The sequence below is a fragment of the Rhizobium laguerreae genome, assembly GCF_019778565.1.
Taxonomy (GTDB): Bacteria; Pseudomonadota; Alphaproteobacteria; order Rhizobiales; family Rhizobiaceae; genus Rhizobium; species Rhizobium laguerreae.
Genome location: NZ_JAAXQT010000002.1, coordinates 19,488 through 45,459 on the forward strand (window position 1 = coordinate 19,488; position 25,972 = coordinate 45,459).

At 60.7% G+C, this 25,972-nt stretch carries 27 protein-coding genes, 1 tRNA gene and 1 pseudogene; 17 read left to right on the forward strand and 12 right to left on the reverse strand.

The features are described 5' to 3' along the window. Nucleotides 1-90 precede the first annotated feature (90 nt). Entirely contained in the window at nucleotides 91-645 is a 555-nt protein-coding gene (locus tag HFO71_RS06980) for a fasciclin domain-containing protein (RefSeq protein WP_011650236.1), read from the forward strand. A gap of 60 nt (nucleotides 646-705) precedes the next feature. Here HFO71_RS06980 and HFO71_RS06985 read toward each other — a convergent pair whose 3' ends face one another. From HFO71_RS06985 to rpmH, 8 genes are all read right to left on the reverse strand, one after another. Continuing rightward, complete coding sequence (locus tag HFO71_RS06985) at nucleotides 706-1,782, reverse strand: sensor histidine kinase (RefSeq protein ID WP_077977397.1); 1,077 nt, start codon at nucleotides 1,780-1,782, stop codon at nucleotides 706-708. 226 nt (nucleotides 1,783-2,008) lie between these two features. Continuing rightward, entirely contained in the window at nucleotides 2,009-2,284 is a 276-nt protein-coding gene (locus HFO71_RS06990) for a hypothetical protein (RefSeq protein WP_025392943.1), read from the reverse strand. A 117-nt stretch (nucleotides 2,285-2,401) separates the two neighbouring features. Beyond that, entirely contained in the window at nucleotides 2,402-2,626 is a 225-nt protein-coding gene (locus tag HFO71_RS06995) for a hypothetical protein (protein WP_027666179.1), read from the reverse strand. Between the two features lie 132 nt (nucleotides 2,627-2,758). Next, the gene (locus HFO71_RS07000) at nucleotides 2,759-2,968 is read right to left on the reverse strand and encodes a cold-shock protein (protein WP_017958759.1); all 210 of its coding nucleotides are present in this window, start codon (nucleotides 2,966-2,968) and stop codon (nucleotides 2,759-2,761) included. 266 nt (nucleotides 2,969-3,234) lie between these two features. Then, nucleotides 3,235-3,888, reverse strand: a complete 654-nt coding sequence (gene yihA / locus HFO71_RS07005) for a ribosome biogenesis GTP-binding protein YihA/YsxC (RefSeq protein ID WP_020048239.1) — start codon at nucleotides 3,886-3,888, stop codon at nucleotides 3,235-3,237. A gap of 154 nt (nucleotides 3,889-4,042) precedes the next feature. After that, nucleotides 4,043-5,833 (reverse strand): membrane protein insertase YidC, encoded by a 1,791-nt coding sequence (gene yidC, locus HFO71_RS07010; RefSeq protein ID WP_077977398.1) that lies wholly within the window; start codon nucleotides 5,831-5,833, stop codon nucleotides 4,043-4,045. After that, complete coding sequence (gene rnpA / locus HFO71_RS07015) at nucleotides 5,833-6,234, reverse strand: ribonuclease P protein component (RefSeq protein WP_020048241.1); 402 nt, start codon at nucleotides 6,232-6,234, stop codon at nucleotides 5,833-5,835. The genes yidC and rnpA overlap by 1 nt, the downstream gene beginning before the upstream one ends. A 19-nt stretch (nucleotides 6,235-6,253) precedes the next feature. After that, entirely contained in the window at nucleotides 6,254-6,388 is a 135-nt protein-coding gene (gene rpmH / locus HFO71_RS07020) for a 50S ribosomal protein L34 (protein ID WP_003545006.1), read from the reverse strand. Nucleotides 6,389-6,807: 419 nt separating this feature from the next. Here rpmH and HFO71_RS07025 point away from each other — a divergent pair, with 419 nt between their 5' ends. From HFO71_RS07025 to HFO71_RS35750, 5 genes and pseudogenes are all read left to right on the forward strand, one after another. Next, nucleotides 6,808-8,805: a methyl-accepting chemotaxis protein gene (locus tag HFO71_RS07025; protein ID WP_221987727.1), complete on the forward strand. Its 1,998-nt coding sequence runs from the start codon at nucleotides 6,808-6,810 to the stop codon at nucleotides 8,803-8,805. Between the two features lie 158 nt (nucleotides 8,806-8,963). Then, nucleotides 8,964-10,484: an ATP-binding protein gene (locus HFO71_RS07030; protein WP_131639880.1), complete on the forward strand. Its 1,521-nt coding sequence runs from the start codon at nucleotides 8,964-8,966 to the stop codon at nucleotides 10,482-10,484. A gap of 122 nt (nucleotides 10,485-10,606) precedes the next feature. Continuing rightward, nucleotides 10,607-10,683 (forward strand) — tRNA-Arg (locus HFO71_RS07035). A gap of 372 nt (nucleotides 10,684-11,055) precedes the next feature. Beyond that, nucleotides 11,056-12,927 (forward strand): adenylate/guanylate cyclase domain-containing protein, encoded by a 1,872-nt coding sequence (locus HFO71_RS07040; protein WP_131661846.1) that lies wholly within the window; start codon nucleotides 11,056-11,058, stop codon nucleotides 12,925-12,927. Between the two features lie 39 nt (nucleotides 12,928-12,966). Continuing rightward, nucleotides 12,967-13,157, forward strand: a pseudogene (locus HFO71_RS35750) (hypothetical protein); the annotation flags it as partial. A gap of 93 nt (nucleotides 13,158-13,250) precedes the next feature. Here HFO71_RS35750 and HFO71_RS07045 read toward each other — a convergent pair. Together HFO71_RS07045 and HFO71_RS07050 are read right to left on the reverse strand one after the other, a co-directional pair. Next, the gene (locus tag HFO71_RS07045; RefSeq protein ID WP_221987729.1) at nucleotides 13,251-13,496 is read right to left on the reverse strand and encodes a DUF982 domain-containing protein; all 246 of its coding nucleotides are present in this window, start codon (nucleotides 13,494-13,496) and stop codon (nucleotides 13,251-13,253) included. Between the two features lie 176 nt (nucleotides 13,497-13,672). Next, nucleotides 13,673-14,194 carry a hypothetical protein gene (locus HFO71_RS07050; RefSeq protein ID WP_221987731.1) on the reverse strand — a complete coding sequence of 174 codons (522 nt, stop codon included), beginning with the start codon at nucleotides 14,192-14,194 and terminating at the stop codon, nucleotides 13,673-13,675. A 196-nt stretch (nucleotides 14,195-14,390) separates the two neighbouring features. On the opposite strand from HFO71_RS07050, the gene HFO71_RS07055 reads away from it, so the two are divergent. Together HFO71_RS07055 and HFO71_RS07060 are read left to right on the forward strand one after the other, a co-directional pair. Next, entirely contained in the window at nucleotides 14,391-14,573 is a 183-nt protein-coding gene (locus HFO71_RS07055; protein WP_131639877.1) for a hypothetical protein, read from the forward strand. Between the two features lie 27 nt (nucleotides 14,574-14,600). Continuing rightward, nucleotides 14,601-14,897, forward strand: a complete 297-nt coding sequence (locus HFO71_RS07060; RefSeq protein ID WP_131661848.1) for a hypothetical protein — start codon at nucleotides 14,601-14,603, stop codon at nucleotides 14,895-14,897. Between the two features lie 73 nt (nucleotides 14,898-14,970). Here HFO71_RS07060 and HFO71_RS07065 read toward each other — a convergent pair whose 3' ends face one another. Continuing rightward, a complete protein-coding gene (locus HFO71_RS07065) occupies nucleotides 14,971-16,443 on the reverse strand; it encodes a hypothetical protein (RefSeq protein WP_221987733.1) in 1,473 nt (490 codons plus the stop codon). 388 nt (nucleotides 16,444-16,831) lie between these two features. Here HFO71_RS07065 and HFO71_RS07070 point away from each other — a divergent pair, with 388 nt between their 5' ends. Continuing rightward, nucleotides 16,832-17,419: a hypothetical protein gene (locus tag HFO71_RS07070; RefSeq protein WP_131661850.1), complete on the forward strand. Its 588-nt coding sequence runs from the start codon at nucleotides 16,832-16,834 to the stop codon at nucleotides 17,417-17,419. Between the two features lie 89 nt (nucleotides 17,420-17,508). On the opposite strand, the gene HFO71_RS07075 is transcribed toward HFO71_RS07070, so the two are convergent. After that, nucleotides 17,509-18,207, reverse strand: a complete 699-nt coding sequence (locus HFO71_RS07075; protein WP_131661737.1) for a class I SAM-dependent methyltransferase — start codon at nucleotides 18,205-18,207, stop codon at nucleotides 17,509-17,511. 198 nt (nucleotides 18,208-18,405) lie between these two features. Here HFO71_RS07075 and HFO71_RS07080 point away from each other — a divergent pair, with 198 nt between their 5' ends. The 8 genes from HFO71_RS07080 to HFO71_RS07115 all read left to right on the forward strand — a co-directional run bounded on the left by HFO71_RS07080 (nucleotide 18,406) and on the right by HFO71_RS07115 (nucleotide 25,965). Further along, nucleotides 18,406-18,723 carry a hypothetical protein gene (locus HFO71_RS07080; protein WP_221987734.1) on the forward strand — a complete coding sequence of 106 codons (318 nt, stop codon included), beginning with the start codon at nucleotides 18,406-18,408 and terminating at the stop codon, nucleotides 18,721-18,723. Between the two features lie 189 nt (nucleotides 18,724-18,912). Next, nucleotides 18,913-19,284 carry a cell surface protein gene (locus HFO71_RS07085; protein ID WP_221987735.1) on the forward strand — a complete coding sequence of 124 codons (372 nt, stop codon included), beginning with the start codon at nucleotides 18,913-18,915 and terminating at the stop codon, nucleotides 19,282-19,284. Between the two features lie 154 nt (nucleotides 19,285-19,438). Continuing rightward, entirely contained in the window at nucleotides 19,439-19,744 is a 306-nt protein-coding gene (locus tag HFO71_RS07090) for a hypothetical protein (RefSeq protein ID WP_221987736.1), read from the forward strand. A gap of 324 nt (nucleotides 19,745-20,068) precedes the next feature. Beyond that, on the forward strand, nucleotides 20,069-20,746 hold the full coding sequence (locus HFO71_RS07095) for a class I SAM-dependent methyltransferase (RefSeq protein WP_065282021.1): 678 nt from the start codon (nucleotides 20,069-20,071) through the stop codon (nucleotides 20,744-20,746). Between the two features lie 12 nt (nucleotides 20,747-20,758). After that, nucleotides 20,759-21,394, forward strand: a complete 636-nt coding sequence (locus HFO71_RS07100; protein ID WP_221987737.1) for a TetR family transcriptional regulator — start codon at nucleotides 20,759-20,761, stop codon at nucleotides 21,392-21,394. Nucleotides 21,395-21,702: 308 nt separating this feature from the next. Next, the gene (locus HFO71_RS07105) at nucleotides 21,703-22,584 is read left to right on the forward strand and encodes an aldo/keto reductase (protein ID WP_131661732.1); all 882 of its coding nucleotides are present in this window, start codon (nucleotides 21,703-21,705) and stop codon (nucleotides 22,582-22,584) included. Nucleotides 22,585-23,294: 710 nt separating this feature from the next. Next, on the forward strand, nucleotides 23,295-24,572 hold the full coding sequence (locus tag HFO71_RS07110; protein WP_221987738.1) for an alpha/beta hydrolase: 1,278 nt from the start codon (nucleotides 23,295-23,297) through the stop codon (nucleotides 24,570-24,572). A gap of 142 nt (nucleotides 24,573-24,714) precedes the next feature. Next, on the forward strand, nucleotides 24,715-25,965 hold the full coding sequence (locus tag HFO71_RS07115; protein WP_221987739.1) for an NAD(P)/FAD-dependent oxidoreductase: 1,251 nt from the start codon (nucleotides 24,715-24,717) through the stop codon (nucleotides 25,963-25,965). Nucleotides 25,966-25,972: the final 7 nt, after the last annotated feature.

Consider the following 25,972-nt stretch of genomic DNA (forward strand, 5'->3'; position numbering starts at 1 on the left):
GAAACTCTTGGCGCCGCCTTCCGTAGTTCAAAATGTCCGGACGACGCTGAGGCATGAAGCCGGCGGACGGTTTCCGGTGAGGAGAAAATCATGATCAAGTCCGTATTGCGCGGCTTCGCGCTTGCCACCGCCATGTCAGCCGTCGCCTTCGCCGCCGCGAAAAACCCGACGGTCGGCGGTGCGGCGATGTTTGATAGCAAGAACATCATCGAGAACGCCGTGAACTCCAAGGATCACACGACGTTGGTCGCAGCCGTCAAGGCAGCCGGCCTGGTCGGCACCCTCGAGGGTAAAGGCCCCTTCACCGTCTTCGCGCCGACCAACGAAGCTTTCGCCGCCCTGCCGAAGGGCACCGTCGATACGCTGCTGAAGCCGGAAAACAAAGCGACGCTCACCAAGGTTCTGACCTGCCACGTCGTTGCCGCCGATGCGATGGCCAAGACCGTTGCCAAGATGATCAAGGATGACGGCGGCGAGCACGACATCAAGACCGTCGGCGGCTGCGTGCTGAAAGCCAAGGAAAGCATGGGCAAGATCACCCTGACTGATGAAAACGGCGGCGTCTCCCATGTGACGATCGCCGACGTCAAACAGTCGAACGGCGTCATCCATGTCGTCGACAAGGTGCTGCTGCCGAAGATGTAAGCCCGCTCATATCGGCAGACGCATTGGGGCGCTCTTCGGGGCGCCCCAAACATAGGCGCTCTATCGGGCCGCTTCGGCTCTCGGGAAGACGAGGGAGACACTCATGCCGGCGTCAGGGGACGAGCTGACTTCAACCTCGGCGCGGGCATTCTGTTTCAGCGACTGTACGATCATCGCGCTCAGCTTTCCCGGCTGCGGCCAGGTGACATCCCGGGGAAGACCGACTCCATTGTCAGCAACGGTGATCCTGCATCCGGTTTCGCCGACGACACAGCGGAGCGTGATCTCGCCGCCATCGCGTCCGAGGAAGGCATGCTTCAGCGTATTGGTGAGGAGTTCGTTGATGACGAGGCCGGCCGGCATGGCGACATCGACCGAAACCGGCCAGGTATCGACCTTCATGTCCAGCCGGATCCCTTCCACGGCATGGGCCGCCATCACCGAGGCGGCAATCTGGCTGACATAGGTGCCAAGATCGACCGTGGCGTTTTTCTCTTCGTCCGACAGCGAGCGATAGAGCAGGGCCAAGGCTTCAATCCGCCCGGCAAGCCGCGCAAATCTCTCGCTTTCCTCGTTCTGTTGAGCATTGCGCGCCTCCATTCGGATGAGCGCCGTGATCATCTGAAGATTGTTCTTCACGCGATGCTGAAGTTCCCGCAGAAGGACATCCTTCTCCGTCAGCAATGCGCTGAAGCTCTCCGCGCCGGTCGCCTCGTTGCGGGCGGCAAAGGCCACCAGTCGGAAAAGCGGCGTGTCGTCATCGTCGATGATGGTATTCGACCAGACATCGATGATCACGGTGCTCTCGGGTTCGAGCACTAGCGAGAAGGCACCGATATACTCCTCCGCAGAGGTCACCGCGGTTGTGAGCGGCACGTCTCCGGAGATGGACGTTGAATTCAATTCGATTTCCGACCAAGGCTTCCCCTGGACCTGCTTTGCCTCAAGCGCCGTCAGCCGTTCGAATTCCAGGTTGACGTAAATCAGCGGCTCGTTGCCGGCGAGTTCGGAGACAGCCACCGCGAATGGCACATGATCGAGAAAGTGTCGAAACCGGCTATCATCGAGGGCTTCGGCAAGGTGAGGCAGGTTGCCCACACCTTCGGGCGAAAGGGGCTGGTCTTTGGTGTTAGTCATCGACGATCACTCAAGGGGGCGACTTTTCTTGCACGGGCGAGATTTGACGGTTGCTTGAAAAAACGGGCGGAGGCAAGCGCAATCGGTGCTGACCAGCCTCCGCGATCGCACCGATTATCTGTCGGCGTCTTTCTGGAGTGCTGCAAAACGGCGCGGAACAGCCACTCTGAGCCAAAGCTCTTCGCGCTTTAGGTCCTTGTTTTCTGCATAGTCGTGCGCGACATTTTTAAGCTCTGTCATACGTAAAAGATGTCAGCAGGGTCGTGACGAAATTGCTTGCCCTTTCCTTGACCAGGACTTCCGTCCATTCATCAGTCCCGCGTAGCCGCAGATCCGTGTGAATACTATCGACGGCCGCTTCTTCGATACGCTTGATATGGCTCCTGAACGAAGCTTCGCCGCCGCCGTGATACATGTCTCTGATCACCATGCGCAGGATTTCCTGAATGGCGATCTGCCATGCCGTATTGATCGATTGAATTTCGTTCGCAGTCTCTGCCATTGACGCTTCCTTAATGCGAGTGAATTCCAGCACGCCTCCGGCCATGCTGCAGCGCGTGATCTGCAAGCCCGTCACTTCAGGCGCGTTTTAAATATCGAGCCTTGTCGATCGGCTTGCTCAGCGGGCTCGGGCGCGTTTCGCAATGAGGGCAGAGGTTGCCGACACCCGGTTACTATGTTCCCGCGCAAGCCGGGCTTCCCGAAGCCGCAACGTCTTTGCCTGTTGCGATTGGGCGTCGGATTCGAGCTCTTCGGCCGCCTGGTTCTTCGCGAAGAACTGGGTCTGGACGTTACCGAAGGCTATCTCCGCCCGCTGGCGAGATTTGCTGTATGTCTCTGTCATCTTGGGTCCGATACTGCGGGCTCGACACGCGAGCGAAAACGAAAAAGGCCAGGCAAATCGCCTGGCCTTGGATTGATAACGTGCTTCCGGCAGTGCCAGTACATCCGTGGTCAAAGGGAAGCAGATACCGATTTAAGCGTTCTGGAGATTGCAAGCGGACATCTTGCCCGACTTGTTGTCACGCTCGAGGTCGAAGCCGATCTTCTGGCCTTCGACGAGTTCGCGCATTCCGGCGCGCTCGACAGCGGAGATGTGAACGAAGGCGTCGTCGCCGCCATTATCAGGCTGAATGAAGCCGAAGCCTTTGGTGGAATTGAACCATTTAACTGTGCCAGTGGTCATGATGATGAACCCTTTCATAGCAATATTGAAGAACCGCAACGCCAAGGCGATGCGGATGATGATAGCGATTTTTGAAAGGAAGTTCGTTCAGGGCGCGGTGCCAATCGCGCGATAACCAAGCCAGCAAGCAAAATTCGATGCTCGCTATCTAGCTCATCAAGCTTGCTTCGTCAACTGTTAGTTTTCTGTCGATGCCACGTTCAACTTTGAGGTGCCGCAGAGATCTTTGCACCAAATTGGACGTCGCGTCCGGGGCGCGTACGCCTCTACTTCCAGCGGGCGATGCCCACAGTTTCGGCGATCGCCTGGCGCAGTTCGTCCAACCCATCGCCCTTTTCGGACGAGGTGGACAGCACGCCCGGATAGGCGGCCGGGCGCTTGCGGATCTTTTCCGCCGTTTCGGCAATGAGCTTCGGCACACCGGCCGCCTTGATCTTGTCGGTCTTGGTCAGCACGATCTGGTAGGACACGGCGGCCTTGTCGAGCAGATCAAGCACGTCGTCGTCGTTCTTCTTGATGCCGTGGCGGCTGTCGATCAGCACATAGACGCGCTTCAGCGTCGCGCGGCCGCGCAGATAATCGAAGACGAGCTTGGTCCACTTGTCGACCTGCTCCTTCGGTGCTTGCGCATAACCATAGCCCGGCATGTCGACGATCGCAGTCGGCGGCAGGTCGCCGCCTTCGCCGGAATAACCGTCCGGAACGAAATAGTTCAGTTCCTGCGTGCGTCCCGGCGTGTTCGAGGTGCGCGCCAAGCCCTTCTGGCCGACCAGCGCATTGATCAGCGAGGACTTGCCGACATTCGAGCGACCGGCAAAAGCCACTTCCAGCGGCCCTTCCGGCGGCAGGAAATTCAGGGACGGCACGCCGCGGATGAAGATCCATGGGTGGCCGAAGAGCGGCTTTTCGATGTCGGACATGCGGGTTCTGCAATCTCTGGGTTCGGTCTTTTACCGGGCTTCGTGGTTTTGTGGGCGGATGTCAAGCTTTGACGGGCGCCTGCGCGGCATGCCTTGTTTCCTTCGTCCGCCGCCCGGAAATGAAAAGCCCCGCCGGAGCGGGGCTTGGCAAGCGTCATTTCGACGGCACTTCTTTTCGTCGGAACAGACCCTTCAGATTGTCGAAGAGTTCGACCTTGACGCCGTGGCGCTTCATGATCAGCCCCTGCTGCGCCACCGAGAGCGTGTTATTCCAGGCCCAGTAGATGACCAGGCCGGCCGGGAAGCTTGCCAGCATGAACATGAACACCAGCGGCATCCAGTTGAAGATCATCGCCTGTGTCGGATCGGGCGGCGTCGGGTTCATGCGCATCTGCACGAACATGGTGATGCCCATGATCAACGGCCAGACGCCGAGGTGCAGCAGCGCCGGCCCCTCGAAAGGCAGCAGGCCGAACAGATTGACGATCGTCGTCGGATCCGGCGCCGAAAGGTCCTTGATCCAGCCGAAGAAGGGTGCATGCCGCATTTCGATGGTGATGTAGATCACCTTGTAGAGCGAGAAAAAGATCGGGATCTGCAGCGCCACCGGCCAGCAGCCGGCGATCGGATTGATCTTCTCTTCCTTGTAGAGCTGCATCATCGCCTGCTGCAGCCCCATGCGGTCGTCGCCGAATTTTGCCTTCAACTCCTCCATCTTCGGCTGCATGCGCTTCATGTTCGCCATCGAAGCGTACTGCTTGCTGGCGAGCGGGAAGAACAGGAGCTTGACGACGATGGTCGTGCACAGGATCGCCACGCCGAAATTGCCGAAGTAGCGGAAGAAGAAGTCCATCAGCTTGAACATCGGCTTGGTGATGAAATAGAACCAGCCCCAGTCGATCAGCCGGTCGAACTTCGGGATCGAGTAGCTGGCCTCGTAACCGTCGATAACAGGCACTTCCTTGGCGCCGGCGAAGACGAGGTTCTTGAGCTCGAGCGATTGGCCCGGCGCAACGGTGAAGGCATCATCCTTGTAATCGGCCTGATAGCGCGGTTGGCCATCGGCAAAGTGCGAGAAGCGCGCCTCATAGGCGGCACTTTGCGGTGGAACGATCGTCGCCGCCCAATATTTGTCGGTGATGCCAAGCCAGCCGCCGGTGGATTTCGCCGGCGTGACGGCTTCCTCTTCGACGGCGCTGTATTTGGTTTCGATCAGGCCGTCGCCGATCACGCCGATGAAGCCTTCATGCAGCACGTAGACGGAGGGCGTCGTCGGCTTGTTGTAGCGCGTCACCCGGCCGTAGGAAGACAGCGATGCGGGCGCCTGGCCGGTATTCTCGATCTTGTCGGCGACGGTGAACATGTAGCGTTCGTCGACGGAGATGGTGCGGGTGAAGGTCAGGCCCTTGTCATTGGTGTAGGAGAGCGTCACCGGCGTCTTTTCGGTGAGCTTGGCGCCCTCGGGCGCGGTCCAGAGCGTCGAGGCACCCGGAACGGCGCCTGTCGCGTCGCTGCCGATATAGCCGAGTTCGGTGAAATAGCCGTCCTTGGTCTCGGCCGGGCTGAACAGCGTGATGATCGGGCTCGAGTCGTCGACGGTCTCGTGATAACCCTTGAGCTTCAGATCGTCGAGACGGGCGCCGGCAAGGTTGATAGAGCCGGAAAGTGCCGGCGTATCGATGGCGACGCGCGGGGTCTTTGTCAGCGCCTGCTCGAGCGTCGCTGTCGCGGCTGCCTGGCCTGAAGGGGCCGTACCGCTCGGCTGGGCCGGCGTCTCGCCGCCGGCTGCCGGCTGCTGCACCTGCTCGGTCTGTTGCTGCGCCTTCTGGGCTTCCTGCGCCTTGCGCTGGGCCTCGATGCGCGGATTCATATAGAGAAACTGCCAGCCGAGGACGATCAGCACCGAGAGAGCGATCGCAATGAAATAATTGCGGTTGTTTTCCATCATACGTTCCTGGGGCGTCCGTCTCCGGAGCGCCGGTGTTTCGGCCTGGTTTCCACGCGGGATTTCAGTTCCGCGGCCAATTCCTGGAAGGACGCGTCAAGCACGTCCCTGCGCGCGACAACCACATAGTCGTGTCCGGGCTGCATTGCAAACCCCGCATGAAGCCGCACCGCCTCTTTTAGGCGGCGGCGCATGCGGTTCCGTTCGACCGCGTTGCCATGTTTTTTGGTGACTGTAAAACCGACGCGTGCCTGGCTGTCCGGTTCCTTCCGGTCGAGGACTTCGAGAAGGAAGAAGCCGCCCCGGCGTTTTTCGCCCTCGCGCACGGCAAGAAACTGCGGGCGGCTCTTCAGCCGCCCGACAGTGTGTTTCTTCTCACTGATCGTCAATTCGCCCGCCATCTTTACCGGGCAACCCGGCTTACGCCGACAGACGATTGCGGCCCTGCGCGCGGCGGGCTGCGATGACCTTGCGGCCACCCTTCGTGGACATGCGGGCACGGAAACCGTGGCGACGCTTGCGAACAAGCTTGGATGGTTGGTAGGTACGCTTCATTTATTTTAAACACCGCGGAGTGCGGCCCTTCTTGAATTTGCATAATGCAAGGAGCGTTGTTTTTCGAACGGGCGGGCCAATGAAAGGCTTGCGTGACCGGACGTGCGCGGGCTTATAAGGACGAACCCCATAAAAGTCAATTATGCCGGATAATTTCACTCTGCGCTGCTGGTTCGGAAGGTATTTTCGCACTCTGGTGTTAATAAATTAGGCCTGCCCCGAGTGGTTGTAAGTTTCGCCGAGGCAGATCGATAGCCCCGGTTTTCAGGCGCTTAAGCGTCCTCGCCGCATTCGGCATCGATCACTTCCGAAGCCATAATCGTAAATATTGGAAATCTAACTTTAATAAATTTCGCCGATATTCAATGCATCGACTGGGAATTTGCTTTCCAGGCAGTGGCGTAGCTAGGAGCATTGCATTGAAGATCCGGGGCAAAATTAATCTGCTGGTTTGCGTGATGGGCGCGGTGGCACTTCTGATCGGCGCAACGGCGTTGTCCGCCATGCACGAATACAGTCGCAACCTGACGGCTTACGAGCATGCCGCCAGCCGCGCCTATGCCGGCGAACGCCTCAATCGTTTCGTCACCGCCGTGGTCATGGAATCGCGCGGCATTTATGCCGCCAAAACGATCAAGGATACACCGAACTTCGCCAAGGGCCTGATGGCCGGCCTCGACGAGATCGACAAGGTCATCTCGGGTTGGGCGCCGCTCGTTCCCGAGAGCCAGAAGGCCGATTTTGCCAAGCTCGTCGCCCGCGCCGCGGAATTCCGCACCTTCCGCACGGAAACGGCCCGCCTCGGCACGGAAGTCGGCCCCGAAGCCGCCGGCCAACAGGGCAACAACGACGCCAACCGCGCCAACCGCAAGGCGTTCCAGGCGGAAATCGATGCCGTCGTCGCCACCGACAAGGCAGCGCTGGAGACCGTGAATGCCGAGATCGAGAGCTTCCGCTCCTGGGTGCTGATGCTCGTGCTCAGCATTACCGGCATCGGCATCGCGGTCGGCATCGGCATGGGCTTCTATATCGGCACCAGCCATTTGAGCCGCCCGATCAAGCGCGTCACCCATGCCATCAAGGAAGTCGCCGACGGCAATTTCGACGCCGAGGTGCCCTTTGCCGGCCGTCCGGACGAAATCGGCGAGATGGCCGCAGCGGTTGCGGTCTTCAAGGCGAACGGCCTTGCCATCAAGCGCCTGAACGCCCAGGAGGCGGCGATGCGTGCCAAGAGCGACGACCTGCAGTCGAGCATGTCAGTCGTCGTGGCGGCGGCTGCGGCCGGCGATTTCGGCCACCGCATCAGCAAGGACTACGAGGACGACAACCTCAACCAGTTCGCCGGCAACATCAATATGCTGCTGTCGAGCGTCGATGCCGGCATCGGCGAGACCCGCCGCGTCATCGCAAGCCTTGCCGAAGGCGATCTCACCCAGACGATGAGCGGCAACTTCCAGGGCGCCTTCGCCGAGCTGCAGCAGAACGTCAACAATACCTTCGTCACCCTGCAGGCGACGATGCGCGAAGTGCGCGAAACCACGGAAGCGATGAACGGCAACACCGCCGAGCTGCGCAATGCCAGCGACGACCTGTCGAAGCGCACCGAGCAGCAGGCGGCCGCCCTCGAAGAGACCTCGGCAGCCCTCGACGAGATCACCGCCGTCGTCCAGAATTCCACCGAGCGGGCGCATGAAGCCACCATTATGGTGTCCGAAGCCAAGGAAAATGCCGGCCGCTCCGGCGTCGTTGTGGGCAATGCCGTCGAGGCGATGGGCCGCATCGAGCAGGCCTCGCGCGAAATCAGCCAGATCATCAATGTCATCGACGAGATCGCCTTCCAGACCAACTTGCTGGCGCTGAACGCCGGCGTCGAGGCCGCCCGCGCCGGCGATGCCGGAAAGGGTTTTGCGGTGGTCGCCCAGGAAGTGCGCGAACTCGCCCAGCGCTCGGCAAAGGCCGCCAAGGACATCAAGGCGCTGATCACTAAGTCAGGCAACGAAGTGCAGGTTGGCGTCAAGCTCGTTCAGGCGACCGGCGAGGCGCTGGCCGAAATCGGCACCCGCGTTATCGCCATCAACGACCATATCCATTCGATCGCCACCGCCGCGACCGAACAGTCGACCGGCCTTAAGGAAGTCAATACCGCCGTCAACCAGATGGACCAGGTGACCCAGCAGAATGCTGCGATGGTGGAAGAGACCTCCGCCGCCACGCACAGGCTTTCAGCCGAAGCCGGTGGCCTGGTGCGCCTCATTGCCCGCTTCAAGTTGTCGGATGATGCGCCGGCACCTGTGGCGCTCGTCCGCAACGAGCCGCAAAGGCCGGTCGCTTCGCCCGCCCGCCGGGCGATCGCCAAGGTCGCCCGCGCCTTCGGCGGCAACGCGGCCGCAGCCGAGCAGAGCTGGGAAGAGTTCTAAGCTTTACTGATCACTCGCCACTCTAACGCCGCCTCCGGGCGGCGTTTCTTTGTGACGACGTGACGCTGCTCGCAAAGATTTGAAAGCGGAGCATCTTGGTCTAATATAGAGCTCAACGGTAAGGGCGGCTGAAGTGCTGCCGATCGGGCGAGACGAGAATGCCGATAAGAGACCAGGGCGACAATCCTTCGGCGGAAATCCCCGCGGCCGGCGAGGCTGCAAGGGCGCGGTGCCCGCCTGCCCGCATGTTCGGCGGCCTCTCCGGCAAGCTGCTCTGGCTCACCGTCTTCTTTATCATGCTCGCCGAAATCCTGATCTTCTTTCCCTCGGTTGCCAGCATGCGGTTGCGCTGGCTGCAGGACAGGCTGAACACCGCCGCTGCCGCCGCCATCGTCATCGATGGGCTGCAGCCCGTCGAGCTGCCGCGGGCGCTGCAGAAGGAGACGCTGGAGGCGACCGGCACCAAGGCGATCGTTCTGCGCAAGGAGGGCACCTCGCGGCTCTTGGCGACGACCGATATGCCGGCCTCCGTCGATGAAGCCTATGATCTCACCGACGTGCCGCCGGTGACGGCGATACGCGACGCACTCGACACTTTGATCTTCGGCGGCAGCAGGATAATCCGCGTCTATGGCCCCGTCGGTGACACCAACACCGGCGTCGAGGTGGTGATGAAGGACCGGCAGCTGCGCACGGCGATGTTCGCCTATTCCCGCAACGTCCTGTTGCTGTCGGTGTTGATCTCGCTGTTCACGGCGACGCTGATCTTCTTTGCGATCAACCGCATCCTCATCGGCCCGATTCGCCGGCTGACTGGCAGCATGCAGCAATTCTCCTCCGATCCCGAGAACCCCGCCCATATCTATATCGGCGACGGCGGCCGCGACGAACTGGCGGTCGCCGGCCGCAATCTCACCTCGATGCAGATGGAGCTGCAAAAGACGCTGAAGCAGCAGAAGAACCTCGCCGCTCTCGGCCTCGCCGTCTCCAAGATCAATCACGACATGCGCAATATCCTGGCGTCCGCGCAGCTGATGTCAGATCGGCTGGTCGATGTCGACGACCCGATGGTGAAAAGCTTCGCTCCGAAGCTCTTGCGCACCATCGACCGCGCCGTCGGTTACACCACCGAGGTGTTGTCCTACGGCAAGGCGAGTGAATCGGCACCACGCCGCCGCCATATCCGCCTGTTGGAACTGACCCAGGACGTCAAAGACATGCTGGCGATTGATCCGCAAAGCGGCATCGAATTCGCAGAGCAGATCGGCGCCGAGCTTGAGGTCGATGCCGATAGCGAGCAGCTTTTCCGCGTCATCCACAATCTCTGCCGCAACGCGCTGCAGGCGCTGACGTCGCCGGGCGAGGGCGGCCAGGGCTCCGTCCGGCGCATCACCGTTTCCGCCCAGCGCGTCGGCAGCGTCGTCAGCATCACGGTGGATGATACCGGCCCCGGCATGCCGCTGAAGGCGCGCCAGAACCTTTTTGCCGCCTTCCGCGGCTCCGCCCGCTCCGGCGGCACCGGCCTCGGCCTCACCATCGCCCGCGAACTGGTGCTCGCCCATGGCGGCACGATCGCGCTGGTGGAAAAACCGACGGTCGGCACGCAGTTCCGCATCGAGATCCCCGATCGCCCGGTTTCGCTGGAGGATTACCGCAGCCGGACGCATATTGAAAAGTGACGGGGTTTCGCAAGGCGCGGCCGCGGGCAGACAAAGACGCGATTTTTTCAGAAATGCTCTTGCATTGTCCCGAAGGACGTTTTAGAGGATCGCCACGCAAGCGGCACCGCCGCATTTTGCACGCACCCGTAGCTCAGCTGGATAGAGCACCAGACTACGAATCTGGGGGTCAGGAGTTCGAATCTCTTCGGGTGCGCCATTTTCATATAAAGCTGGGCACTCCTGCCGCAGCCGCTCCGCTCATCACCAACGCTCCAGAACGTCCCGCCTTCCGAGGATGCGGATTCCATCGTCATCGACTTCGACCTGATTGATAACGGAGCGAGGTAGGCGCGGCGGAAAGGTATCGGCCCTTGCGTTATGCCGTCGCCCTCATCGATGAGGCGACGGGACCGCTCCAGGCGAAGTCGGGGCCGGCGGACCGCCAACTGACGGACCGTCTCAATATTCACGCATTTATGAGCTGTATTGATTACCGCTTCCCGAATTGCAGGACTAGTCTGAATGATCGCTGCACACCAATTGTTAGCAGTGACGGCCGTGTGCCAAGCCACTCCGTTGGGAGACTGAAATGCAACGCAAGCTCGCGGCAATCATGGCCGCTGATATCGTCGGCTATAGCCGGCTGATGGCCGAGGACGAGTCTTCCACCTATGCAGAGCTGCGCACCGTTTTTGACCACCTGATCGACCCCACTGTCGCCCGCCATGGCGGAACCACCTTCAAAACGACGGGTGACGGCTTTCTTGCGATGTTCCCGAGCGTCAACGCGGCCGTTGATGCGGCACTTGCCATCCAGCAAGGTTTTGACGACGGGCCTTTCAAGCTGCGTATCGGCATCAACCTCGGGGATGTCATCGAGGATAATGGTGATGTCTATGGCGATGGGGTGAACGTCGCGGCCCGGCTTGAGGCCATGACCGAACCCGGCCAGATATTCGTCAGCGGCGCTGTGGTGATGGCCGCCGAGCGCAACCGCGGCGATCTGTTCGCCCGAGTCGGCCGCAGGCGCGCCAAGAATATTCCCGAGCCGCTTGAAGTGTACCGCGTAAGGCGGGCGGGCTCTCCCTGGTCGATCTGGCGGCAGGTGCCACATATCCTGCGCTGCAGCGCGGCGCGCTGGTCTTATGGCATTGCTGCCATCGCTCTCATTCTCATCGGCACCCAGATTTCACCTCTTCCGCTGGCAGCGATGGTGAGCGGGATTCCGACTGCACTTTCTCTGGACCAGACCCGTGGAGACCCCAGGCCCTCGATTGCCGTCATGCCGTTCGCAACCATGAGCGGCAGCGATAACCAGCCTTACTTTGCAGACGGTCTGACCGAGGACGTGACCACGGCGCTCGCTCGTAATCCCGAGCTTCAGGTCATCGCCCGCGATTCCACCTATGCCGTGCGCGGTCAGGAGACGGATGTACGTAAGCTCGCGGCAAAGCTTGGCGTTGATTACGTGGTTGAAGGCAGCGCGCGCCGGGAAGGCGACCAGCTCCGCGTTTCGGCGCAGCTCATTGATGTAGGCACGGGGGCGCACTTATGGTCGCGCAGCTTCGACAAGAAGGTTGCTGACGTTTTTACCGTCCAGAGCGAGCTCACCACGGAAATCGTCGCGCAACTCGCGCCCTATATCGGCCGAAGCGAAGCGGCAGCGGCGGCGCTGCGGCCGACGGATAGTCTGCAGGCCTATGATCTCGTCTTGCAAGCCCGCAACCGTTACCGGCACGGCGCCGCTGACCAGAACGCTATTCTCGATGCCCGTGGCCTGTATCAGCGCGCCCTGGAAATGGACCCGGCTTATGCCGCAGCCCGCGCAGGCCTTGCGTTGACCTACATCGGCGAAGTAGCGCAAAGGCCCGGCAGTCAGGCCGCCGCGCCCGAACTGGATTTGGGTCTCAGTGAGGCGCGGCAGGCCGTGCGGCTCGATCCCAATCTCGGTTTTGGATATCAGGTAATCAGTTTCGGACTTGCGCTGCAGGCGGACTATTCCGGCGGACTTCAGGCGGCGCAGCGTGCGGTCGAACTGAACCCCAACGATCCCGACAGTATGATTGCGCTGGCCAAAGCGCAGGTCCGGTTCGGAGACTATCCGGACGCTGTCGCCAATGCGGAACGGGCGCGCCGACTGCACCCCATGGCACCGGAATACTATGCCTACGTGCATGGTCAGGCGCTTTATGCCGATGGCCGCCGCGAAGAGGCGGCCACGGTCATCAGCGAGTGTCTTGTCAGAGCGCCCCGCGATGCGAATTGCCTTCTCATCCAGGCCGCGTTGCAGGGTGGAAGCGGAGAGCTTGAAAAGGCGCAGGCTACCATGGCGAGCCTTGTCGAGGCCCATCCGACATTCTCGCTGGAAGCGGAAAGGGCTTATCGCCGGTTCGGCGACGAGCCCTTGATGGAAGAGTTCCTGCAGGACTTGGCGAGAGCCAAAGCCCCGGAGACGGCTTGAGGTTCCTGTCAGCGTCGTGGTTTTAGAAGTTCGTGGACTGAAGGCGATGATGATCTCTGGGTCGCTGATCTGGACGCTGGCACGGTAGTGCCTCTTCCGTCTCCCACGTCGGGCGGGCTGAAAGCGGTGACCGACCTTCGCGCGACCGGTCAATTGTGACGAAGGGCGTCAATCCGGCCGTGGTTGTCAAGTCTACGGAGGCAGCATTGCCGGGCCATTATGATGGCTGATCGCGTATAATCTCTGCGTCATCACGCTGGATGGCGGGCCGAGATGACCGCTCGCCTTCCAGCGCCAAATAGGCGCTGCCACGGGTCGTGGCCTCATTCCTTGATGGGGATTCCGGCTTCGATCGCAGCTTCGATGAACGCCTGCCGCGCCTCCTCCCGGTTTCGTTTGCCCGCCATGACATCGGCGCAAACCGCACAGGCCTTGTCCAAGGCGGGACCCTCTTCGGTCGGCCAGTCTTCGACCAGCGCCCATGTTGCGGCCTGGGTCGTCTGGATCACCACCCACTGATCCGGCCCTTCAAGGGCGAGCGTTACCGGCTTCTTCCAAATGGTTTGCATGATCTCAGAACCTCTGCTGCGTGCTCTCTGCCGTTGCAGCCTGCACACATAGGGCGATTCATCCGGTGTGGCGAGGCGCAGTATGAACGAGATGCCTTTCTCGGTCAGCGAACTGCTGGGATGTGCTTTTCGAAAAGGGTTTCGTGCCGCCGCTTTGCGCGCTTATGCGGAGCCTCCTAGAATTCCTGCACGAATTCACACGCCAGCAAGGTTTTGCCGGGCAAAGCGTCTCCCTGGCGGGCAACGATGGAGACCCTTCCGGGGCCGGCCATTCCGGGTTCTGGCTGCAGGTCTGCAGGAAGTTCAAGCGAATAGCCCTTGGTGGATGTGCCGAGCAGGTCCGAGGTCTCCGGCTCCAAACCATATTTCGCGGCCAGATCGTCGGCGCGTTCGCCCTCGATCAAGACGCCAACAGCGTTACTTGCAAAGAAAATCTCGGTCGACTTAAAGCCGTCGCGGCCTATCTGGTTCGGGAGTTTGTAGATCGCCGCGCCCAAAGACGACGTGTCCGGCTTGGCCAGGGCTTCCACGACATCATAGATCTTCATTGCCGATGTCATCGTATAGGGTGGCTTGCAAAGGGCTGCGTCAAAGAACTTGTCATTGGCCGAATCGGCCAGAACCTGCCCGGCCTGAAATGCCGCAAAAGCGACGCACGCAGAGAAGGCGGCGTAGCGAATGAATTTGGGGTTTTGCATGAAACATTCCCGAGAAAGTGGCTGCCGTGGTTTCGCGTATTGCGAATGCCTAGGGGATTCGAGGTAATTATGCTACCCCAAGTTTAACCTCTCGGCGCCACTCTTCTCTTCCGTCTGACCGTACTGATGGGTAGGATGAGTGGCATCGGACGCGGAGACGGAGATATCGCAGCGCCGATCCGAAGGCAGGAAAGTCATGATCGCAGCCTATATCGATGAAATCATCATGTTTTGCGCCGGCCTGTGGATGACATCCGTGGGCTTTGGTTATCTGCCGTTTCCCGGCAAGCCGGCCAACCGGCCGCCGTTGGTTCGCCACTTCAAGTGGATGGGTCCCTTGCTGCTCGCGATCGCTATCATTCTGGCGGCTGCCTCATAAGCCGCGTGCTCAGACTGGGGTGAAGCAATGAACAATATGTTGGCCTGCCCGTCGTGCGGATTGGACAAAACGGAATCGATCGTCCACCGCGGTTCCTACATTCTCCGATGCGCCGCCTGCGGTGAAATGATTGTCGCGACATCCTTCATGGCGATGCTCGACTCGGATCATCAGTGTTCGGCCTTTATCGACCCTGGTCCCGGAAAACGCCCATCGCCAGAGATGCTCGTCGCGCGTGGACCGTTCCGGCAGATCGCAACGGCAATCAGCGCTGCGGCGAGTGACGGGACTCTGATACGTCTGATCTCCGACGTGAGAGATTGAAGTCCGCCTTAGCGTTGGCTTAGCCGTTTCACTTTGCGGTTGCGATCGAGCCGGCAGCTGGGAGGGGGCGCCCTCATGGGCGTAACCGGACGAGAATCTTGGCTTCGGGGAGGGTCAACTGTTCCGCCATGTCTTGCAATAGCTTCGAGTCCGGTTCGCTTATCACAAGATGGCCGCCCGTGATCGGCGTCAGGATCCGGGGTTCGATGACGACCTTGTCGTTAATCAGCACCTGCGTTATTTCTCCCACCGCCGCCTGCGTAAAATCCTGAAATTTTGCAGCGCTTTCGGGTGTGAGCATGATATCCAACTCAGATCCAAAAGAAGTGGGGGCCGAAACCACCTTCGCGCTCTTCACTTCGAGCGAGACAGGCGCGATCGCCTTCGGTCCGTCATTGTCTGGAGCCACGGTCTGCGATGCCTTCCGTGGGGCAGGCGGTATCGAAAGCTCATCCAGGATGCCTGGTCCGACTTTGGACGATGGCAGCGGCTCGATGTGCAAGTCGGGCGTCTGCAAGTCCTTTGCTGTCAGCACGGTGGGAAGCTGCAGGCTGGCCGGCATGTCCTCGCGTTGGATGTGGGTGTATGTGCGCAACGTCGTCCCTCCTGACGCGACCGTCACGATCTCCGACGCTTCGAGCGTCGAGCCATCGTTCAGGGACACCACGAGCTCGACGCTTCGGCTCTTGCTGGCGCGTTTGACGGAAGCCAGCTGATCGGCGGTGAGGTTCTTTGCCCGCTCGGCAAAGCCGCTGATCAAATTTGCGATCGCCGGCTGCTGCGACTGGCTGAATGCTGCGGCGTCGGCTTCCTCCGACAGGGAAAGGGTTGCCGTGCGTGCGGTTGCGTCGGTCGATTCCAGGGTCCAGGTCGACGTCACCGGAACACTGACGCCGCCATAATCCTCGTCTCGCGAGGTCGCCGAAGCCTGACCAATCTCCATGGTCTCCGCCTGATAGGATTGTCCCGTGGCAAGCAGTTGCGCCTCCGGCACCAAGGCGGCAATGATCTGAAGAGGGTTTGCCTCCAGCTTGGCGATGATGTCATAGACCCCGCTTTCCCCCGCCGCGGGAACTCCACCCGGTCCATTGGCCGCCATCTCCCGCATGCGCGTCACGATCTGATCGACACCGGAGAGATCGCGCGGGTTGCCGTTCTGGTCGGTTTCGAGTTCGAGCGCAGCGGTGCCATAGGCCGTGAGGGAATTTCGATAGAGCAGGTTCATCTGATAGCTGTCGGCAAGGCCCGCAATGCCTTCCGGCAAGTCGGCGCTGAGGGACCAGCGGACCCGCATGCCGTCTTCATCCCGAGACAGGACCGTCATACGCTGGCGAAACGCGCCGCGCATCGTCATGGCCGAGGCGCCTGGCTTGTCGAACCAGAACGACATATCGGTTTCGGTTGCTTTTAGCACGCGATAGCTACGCTCGACTCCCGTCGCCGGCGCGTAACCCGGGATCTCGATACCGCCGGCCGACCATGCCGGATGGGAGAGCGTGACGCACAGGCAAGCGGAGGCAAAACTCTTCCAGTACAATGATGTCATGCTGACAGGGCCCTGAAGATTGAAGCTTATGCGGCGCCTTCCGGTCGCCGGTCGCGAGCTTATTTGCTGATGAAGAGAATGGGTAGTGCCGGCGATGCGATAATCGTCCTGCGCGAAACTGATTCAAGTTTTCATTCGGTATCGCGCTCCACTGTGTGAATCATTGCCGAAAATCTAGCAGAAGGGATCGGGTGACATAAAGATGCAACCTAAGAATATTTTCCTAGTCGACGGGCCGTTCTTGCGTTAGCTTATCCGCAATTGCAACCTTGGACTGGCGGATGTCGAGCAAGTTTTTCTCTATCGGCGATGTGATCGCGTCAACGAGCCCTGGCCGTCGCGCACGGTGTGATCAGGGTTCCCGCAATGGGTCCGAGGCGAGGGGCTGATGGCCGAATTCAACCCTCGCGACAAAAGCCGAACCAGTCAGGGAAAGACGCGGGCGATGGTGCGCAAGCATACCGCTCCGCCGAGCGGGACGGATGACGGCAGCCTTCGCTGGCAATGGTTCACCATTCAGTTGCTGGAATCTGCGGCCTTCACCACATTGAGCGCGAATGCCTGCCGTGCCTTCTTCCGCATCGTCATCGAGCACACGTCGCATGCCGGCTTGGAAAACGGCAAGCTTGTCGTGACCCATCCTCAGTTCGTATCTTGCGGCGTGACCGGCGAATATGTGGCCGATGCGATCGATGAGCTCGAATATAAAGGACTGATAAAAATTCGCCGCGGCCGAGCGGGCAGCGGTGTCGCGCATCCCAACCGGTTCACGCTGACCTTTGTCGGTGACCACGAGGGTGCGCCGCCCACCGACGAGTGGAAGCGATGCACGGCAGAGAGGTGCCGGAAGTGGTCCGAAACCGACCGCAAGATTGCCGCCGACAAACGCGGACGCGTCGGCAGGAAGAAAAAAGTCCCACTTCGGAATTCCGAAATCCCCCCGCTTCGGGATTCCGAAATTCGTCGCGCTTCGTGAGATGTTGATATGAGGAAACATTGAATGATTTCAACGCCGCAACCAATTTCGGCATTCCGAAGTGCTATATAGATCTTGGTGGGGAGTGCCTAACGAAGGCACTTTGCCACGATCAGGAACTCTGTCTCCCGCCCTCCGATCTTCCCACCCGAAGTCGTGCGAAGCAGCAGGCCGAAAGCCTCGTAGAGCCAATACAGCGGGGGAATTCGGTCCTTGAGCGCATGCACCTGCGTCGACACATATTCGCCGACGAAGACCACATCCATGCCGAGTTCCTTTAATGTCCCGGCAATCTCCGAATGGGATGCCTCTGCGGCGTGCTCGACGCGGAATGGGGCATAGCCCGGCTTTCCGGCGTTTTTCTGCCTCAACACGTAGCGATAGAACAAGACGTGGGTCCACCAGGGCGTGAGATCGGTGAAGATCCCCTTGGCCGAGTTCAGGATCGGCCCCTTGACGAACACCAGGCCGCCGGGAGATAGGGTGTCATGGGCTCTCAGCAAGGCAGAGCGTGGGCTTTCCAGATGCTCGAGAACGTCCCAGAAGACGCAGGCGTCGAAGTGACGATCTCCATAGTCGATGGTCTGAGCATCGCCGAGGATCCTCTCGGCGGCGTCCTGGTTCTTTTCGAGTTGCTCTTTGGAGATGTCGACAACCGTATATCGCGCTCCTTTCAAGGGGATATGCGTGCGAGAGCCGCCTCCGACCTCAAGGATATTTGTATCAGTCTTGCTGGAAAATGCTGTTTGTGCGTGCGAGAGCGCGTCGTTTACCCACGGCGAAGCCATAATCTTTCCCTCCCGAAAGATTAGTGTTTACGACTATAAGTAAGCATTAATATAATATTTTAGCAATATTTCAACATGACTGGTCAAGTGGCGCGTCCGGCCGGAATGGCAGGCAAGCCCCCCAGTCTAGTTTCGCGCAACCTTGCTGATGTATCCGCAGGTCTGATGATCTTTGAGGCGTTTCAGCCGGAGGAATGCATGACGGTGGGAATTTGGGCTCTGGCTGTCCTGGCGATGATGACGGGTCTTGGCGGCTGCATCGACCATGCCAATGATCCCGTGCTCCTGGCGGTCGGCGTGCCGGTCAATCCGCCGGTTGTTGCGCACGGTCTTTGCATGACCGACGGCAACGCCATGTATGACGAGGCGAGGAAGCAGTATCAGCTGCGTGCCCAGCTGACCGGCTATGCCGGGGCGGATGAGTTGGAAGCCGAAACCACGGCGCGCGCTGCCGCCCACCGGCAATATGTCGCTTGCCTCTCCGGCCAGGGTTACCGGACATTATACGCGAATTGAGAACAGAGAATTCACGTTTCGTCACCAGCGCCGTTCGAGCCCTCTCCTGATCGCGACTTTTCACGTTTTTTGGCGATTTAGTCACGCCGGATCGCCTGCAATCACGAGTTTTGGAATTGCGGTCGAGTCGCGGAACTCCGCTGGTCAGAACGGCATTCTTCCAAGATAAATCCATAAGGAGGGTTTATCATGAAGATGTTCAGACTTGCCCCATCCGCCGCCGCGCTCGGCGCCCTTCTCGCCCTCGCGTCGATCATCCCCGCGCAGGCGGCACCCGTTCAGACGGCTCGGCCGCCTGCTGCTTCGGACGTGAAAATGGTGCAATATAAACCACATGCCGGTACGTGGCATGGCTATCGCGGCTTTCGCACGGAGCACGTCGGCACCCGCCGCCATTCCGATGGCTACTGGTATCCGCTTGCCGCCTTTGGCATTGAGGCCAATACCACGGGCTCCATCGTCCGCCACCCGGTCAACAGGGCGGCAGCCCCGCCAATGTGCAACCCTACGTTTACAGGATCGATCGGTCCCGGCAGCATGCCCTGTGATAACGGCTATTGAGCCGGCAAATGAAAGAGGCGGCGATGAGCCGCCTCTTTCTTGATCGTGCCGCTGCTCACATGTCTGTGATGGCCGTTGCGGTGCCGTAGTATGTGACGGATCCGCTTCCTAGCTCCGGGGCGTAAATTCCACGAATCCTCCCAAGGAGACGATTATGACCATGACTTTCAAGTACGGCCTGATGGCGGCTGCCTTCGGCGCAATCCTCGGCCTTTCGGCCTTCTCGGCCACGGCAGCTCCCCTTCAGTCGAGCGCGACAGAGCAAGGTTCAGCCGAGCGTCCGGTTGCCCAACAAGAAACCACGGTTGAGCATGACAGGCGCACCACCGGTTCGATCGGTGAGCGCGGCTCGGAAACCTCAGGTCGGATGACGCCTTACATGATGGATCCGAAGAAGCCCCTCAAGAGGGATTGCAAGCTCGGCTTCAACCCCGGGAGCGGCTCCAGCTGCAACTACTGACGAGACGCTCGGGCGTTCGCAACCGCGAGCGGCCCCGTCGGAGCTGAAGGGCGGCCTCCGAGCCGCCATCAGCTTGTTGGCAGACCTCGCTCTTCCTTCGGCGCCATCCTCGGCCTTGCCAGCATGTCCTTCCCCAGCTGTCGTTCGCACAGCGTTGCATTAAATGCAAAAATGCAGTAAGTAAAAAATCAAGCAGACTGTTGGCGCGCGGGTGTTGCGAAAGGCCGCAGCGACGAGCGATTGACGCCTCTGCCTTGGAATTGCCATGCTCGCCGCGATGGTCGCTTTTCATATTCAATCGAATTTCAGACAGGTGGGATAGTCATGACTGCAAAGGCCGCATGCACCGATTTCCTGCATTTTTTCCGCTCCTGGATCAGCAACCCGCTTCGAGTCGCGGCCATCGCGCCGTCGGGGGATTCGCTTGCCAGGATCATGACCAGTGAAATTGCCGCACTCGACGGCCCGATCATCGAGCTCGGCCCGGGAACCGGCGTTTTCACCCGGGCGCTGCTGGCGCGCGGGGTCAGCGAAGCGGATCTGACCCTGATCGAGTACGGTCCGGAATTCATCTCATCGCTGCAGGCGCGTTTTCCGACGGCGCGTGTGTTGCAGATGGACGCCGCCCATCTCGCCGATGCCGATATTTTCGAGGGCGAACCGGTCGGCGCGGTTGTCAGTGGCCTGCCGCTCTTGTCCATGTCGCCGCGCAAGATCGTGTCGATCCTGGCCGGCGCCTTCGCCTATATGCGGCCGGGCGGCGCCGTCTATCAGTTCACCTATGGCCCGCGCTGCCCGGTGCCGCGGCCGATCCTCGACCGTTTGGGCCTGAAGGCAGTGCGCATCGGCGGTACGGTGCGCAACCTGCCGCCGGCCTCCGTCTACCGGATTTCGCGCCGCAAGCCGCTGGAACTGTCGCGCGAGCGCTTTAGCTATCGTGAAAGCGACACTGAGATCGACGATATCGCGGCCTTTTCCAACGAAACGGCGGCTGAACGATGATGCCGGGCAGGAATGGCTGAGACTAAGCGGACGGAGACGACGGAAGGCAGGCGGGAACGCAAGCGGCGGCAGACGCGCGAGCGCATCGAGCAGGCGGCGATGACCCTGTTCCTGCAGCGCGGCTTCGAGGCCACGACGATCGAGGACATCACCGAGGCGGCCGATGTCTCCAAACGCAGTTTCTTCGATTATTTCCCCTCCAAGGAAGAGGTGGTTTTCGCCTGGCAGGATGCCTTCGCCGATCGCCTGATGGCGGCAATCGCCGCAAGGCCGGCGGACGAATCCTCCGTCACCGTGGTCGAGGCGGCGATCACCGCAAGCGTCATTGCGGCAGTCGACGAGCCTGGCCTAGCGTTAGGCGAACTCATCCATCGCACGCCAGCGCTGAAGGCCCGCGATCAGCTGAAATACGCCAAGCTCGAACAGAAGCTCGCCGAGGCGCTGCTGCTGCGCAAGGGAGGTGATCCGCTTGAGCGGCCCCGCATGCGCGTCCTTGCGGCCATCGTCATCGGTGCGCTGCGCGTCGGGGCTGAGCTCTGGCAGCAGCGCCCGCCAAGCGTTTCGCCGCAGGATTTCGCCCGGGAGATTTTCACCGACCTTTGGAAGATGCTGGCGGAATTCGGCGACGAGGCGAAGGCCAGGCTCTGACGCGGGCCGCCTGAGTCTCCGTGTGCACTGCCTGCGGCGTCAACTCGATGTCGATGTTTCCGCTCATCACCGTCATCAGGCCCTGTTATCGGAACCAGGCCGTCCTATATCTGCAAGCGTCGCAGCGGCCACATTCTGACGATCCCCGCGATAGGCAGATCATCACCATGCCGGGCATCGCTTTCGATCAGGGCAGACATTCGCGTTCGAAGGCATCTCCGAAAGCCGCGGCATTCGTGCCGCCGCTGTTCAACCGCCTCCGAGCGTTCCACCGATTTCAATGATTGATTGATAAGAGAGGAAAGACCATGTCGAGTTACAACGCAGCAAAGTCAGGCACCTTCAAGATCGGCGGCGATATCGAGATCAACCGTCTCGGTTTCGGCGCCATGCGCGTCACCGGCAAGGGCATCTGGGGCGAGCCTTCCGATCATGCCGAATCCATCCGCACGCTGAAGCGCCTGCCGGAACTCGGCGTCAACTTCATCGATACGGCCGATTCCTACGGCCCCGATGTCTCCGAATGGCTGATTAAGGAAGCCCTGCATCCCTATGGCGGCAAGTCTGTCATCGCCACCAAGGGCGGCCTGACCCGCCACGGCCCCGATATCTGGCTGCCCGTCGGACGTCCGGAATATCTGATCCAGCAAGTGCATAAGAGCCTGCGCAATCTCGGCGTCGAGCAGATCGATCTCTGGCAGTTGCATAGGATCGATCCGAAGGTGCCGGCCAGGGAACAATTCGATGCGATCAAATCGCTGCTCGATACGGGCCTCATCCGCCATGCGGGTCTGAGCGAAGTATCCGTTGCCGACATCGAGGCCGCCTCGAAGCATTTCAAGGTCGCGACGGTCCAGAACCGCTACAATCTCGTCGACCGCACCAGCGAGGACGTGCTCGATTATTGCACCAAGCACAATATCGGCTTCATCCCGTGGTATCCGTTGGCAGCCGGCGACCTCGCCAAGCCGGGCTCGCTGCTCGATACCATCGCCAAAAAGCACAATGCAGCCCCCAGCCAGATCGCGCTCGCCTGGGTGCTGAAGCGCAGCCCGGTGATGCTGCCGATCCCCGGCACCTCCAAGGTCAAGCATCTTGAGGAAAACGTCGCCGCCGTCGACATCACCCTCTCGAACGAAGAATTCTCCGCCCTCGACGCCGAGGGCAGCAAGGTCTTCAAGGCCGCTTGACGGGGCGAAGAACGGAGAGGGTGCGGCGTATTCCCTTCTCCCCTCGGGGAGAAGGTGCCGGCAGGCGGATGAGGGGGCCACACGGCACGCCCTTCACGTAAAATCTATTCCGGTACTCCGACGGCAACGCCGTTTCCCAGCGCCCTGAATACGTTTGAGACGATGTCATTGCGGCCGAAACCTGCACGGGTTGTAAGAAAGACCGGCTTCGCCGGCCCCCTCATCCGCCCTACGGGCACCTTCTCCCCAGCGGGGAGAAGAGGGAATCGAGACGTTGCGGCATATACTGTCTCCCCGCACGCGATCCCCGAGGCCGCAATCGGCATAATTTTGACCATCTGGTCAAACATGCTGCAAAATGAGGCGGTGGTGTGCCGTTTGGGAGGCAAGCATTGCGCTCAGCGCATTGCTGCATTGCGGTATTTTCGCTATTCCGAATCAAAAGAATTGGCTATTACTATCTTCGTAAGCAGTGCACTCCTCCTCCCAGCGCTCTTACATCGGACTGACAACACTCCTCCTCCCAGTTGTTAGTCAGGATCAAGAGCCCGGCGCACCTCCTCCCGCGTCGGGCTTTTTTCTATTTTCCCAAGTCTCTATTTTCTCATGCCCAAAAAGGCTTTCACTTCCCGCGGTTTGACTCGGCAAGCCTCGTCGGACTATTTGGACGGGCGCCGCCTGTCCGGTGCGTGAACCGATTGGAGTTGGTCATGATCGGCAAAAGACGCGGCTTGCCCGCGGCTCTGACAGGTCTTCTGATTGCAACGATGGCGCTCGCCGGCTGCGGCGGCAGGCCGGTCGGTGTCATGCAGGCGGCCGGCACCGCGGCCCCCGGCACGTCGAAGGTCGATCTTCTCGTCGCGACGACGCGCGCTGCCGACGACAATCCTGCCGTGCTTTTCTCCGGCGAGCGCGGCACCGGGCTCGCCGTCAATGCCGTCGACGTCTCGATCCCGCCGGAAGCCAATCGCAAGGCCGGCCAGCTGCAATGGCCAAACCGCCTGCCGGCCGATCCGTTGCGCGATTTCGTCACCGTTTCGGTCGATCCGCTGGAAGGCGAGCGGGCCGGCGAAACCTGGCTGAAGACCCATATGCCGAAGAGCCGCCGCGTGCTCGTCTTCGTTCACGGCTTCAACAATCGTTACGAGGATGCAGTCTACCGCTTCGCGCAGATCGTCCATGATTCGCATGCCGACGTTGCCCCCGTCGTCTTCACCTGGCCGTCGCGCGGCAGCATCTTCGATTATAATTACGACAAGGAAAGCACCAACTATTCCCGCGACGCGCTGGAAGAATTGCTGACCCGCACCGCCGCCAATCCGGCTGTCAGCGACATCACCATCATGGCCCATTCGATGGGCACGTGGCTGACCGTCGAAGCGCTCAGGCAGATGGCGATCCGCAACGGCCACGTCGCTCCGAAGATCAACAATGTCATCCTCGCCTCGCCGGATCTCGATGTCGACGTTTTCGGCCGCCAGTTCGCAAGCCTCGGCAAGGAAAGGCCGCACTTCACCATCTTCGTCTCGCAGGACGATCGCGCTTTGGCGCTGTCGCGGCGCATCTCCGGCAATGTCGACCGGCTCGGCCAGATCGATCCTTCCGTCGAACCCTATCGCAGCAAGCTCGAGGCGGCCGGCATCACCGTGCTCGACCTCACCAAGCTCAAGGGCGGCGACCGGCTGAACCACGGCAAGTTCGCCGAAAGCCCTGAAGTGGTGAAGCTGATCGGCGACCGGCTGATTGCCGGCCAGACGATCACCGATTCCAATGTCGGCCTCGGTGAGGCCGTCGGCGCCGTGGCGATGGGCGCTGCCCAGACCGCCGGAAGTGCGGTCAGTGTTGCCGTCAGCACGCCGATTGCGATCTTCGATCCGCGCACCCGGCGCAACTACGACGCCCAGCTGAAGCGTCTCGGCCAGTCGATGAACAACACCGTCGGTTCGGTCGGCGACAGCGTCGGCGCCGGCCTGCCGGAAAGCCAGTAAAAATTCCACAGAGCAATTCGAGCAAAAGTGCACAGCGGTTTTGCGTTTCGGAGAAAACGAAAAATCCCGTAGGCATCGCATCTTGATGTGATATATCAGATTCACGACGGCACTTCTGTCTGCCGTGCGATGGATTGATGGCATGGCGGATGAGACGAAGAAGAGCGTGGCTGTCGTCGGCGCGGGCGTGATCGGCGCCTCGATCGCTTTCGAGCTGCAGCGGCGCGGCCTCGAGGTGACGCTGATCGACAAGGGCGAGCCGGGACGTGGCACCTCTTTCGGCAATATGGCGAGCATAGCGCTCGATTTTGCCGCCGGCTCGGGCCCTTCGACCTGGAAGAAGATCCCCGGCTGGCTGCTTGATCCGGAAGGCCCGGTTTGGCTGCGTCCCTCCTATGCCGCCAGGATGCTGCCCTGGTTCCTGCGCTTCCTCGCTGCCGGCCGGCCCTCGCGTCTCCGAGAGATCGAGGATGCAGGCATGAGCCTGTCGAACCGCGTGCTCGGCGATTTCAGGCAGATGCTCCAGGCGATCGGCGCACCTGACTTGATGACCGAGGAGGGCTGTCTCGCGATCTACGAGACGGAGGCGGAATTTGCCGCCGATCGCGGCCATCTCGCCATGATGCAGCGCTACGGCCTTGAATTCGAGGTTTTGAGCAACGGCGCCATCCAATATTACGAACCCACTTTGTCACCGGCGATCGCCAAAGCCGTGCTGCTCCCCGACAACAAGTCGATCCGCGACCCTTATACGCTGGTGGTGAAACTCACAGACGCCGCAAAGGCTGCGGGCACGACTTTCGTCTCCGGCTCTGTGCGAAATATCGAGCGCAGAGGCGATGGCACCGCCGTCGTTCTCCTCGAGGATGGCAGACGGATCGAGGCGGGTTCGGTCGTGCTTGCCGCCGGCGTCCACACCCGTTTCCTTGCCGAAAAGCTCGGCGAGCCGATCCCGCTCGAAACCGAGCGCGGCTATCACACGCAGATCATGAAGCCCGGCATCGAGATGCGCTATTCGGTGATCTGGCCGCATCGCGCCTTCATGGTGACGCCGACGGCGGGCGGCATCCGGGTCGGCGGCAATGTCGAACTCGCCGGCCTCGACGCCGCGCCGGATTTCCGCCGTCCGCGGGTGCTGGTGCGCCATGCCCAGCGTGCGCTGCCGGGCCTGAAGGTCGAAGAGACGACGGAATGGATGGGACATCGTCCGGCGCTGCCCGATACGATCCCGATCATCTCGCCCTCGTCGAAAATGCCGGGCGTCTTTTACGCGACCGGCCACGGCCATCTCGGCCTGACCTTTTCGGCAACGACAGCGCTCGTGATCGCCGATATGGTAACCGGGCTCAAACCATCCCTCGACATGACCCCGTTCCGCATAGACCGTTATTAGGAGGTCC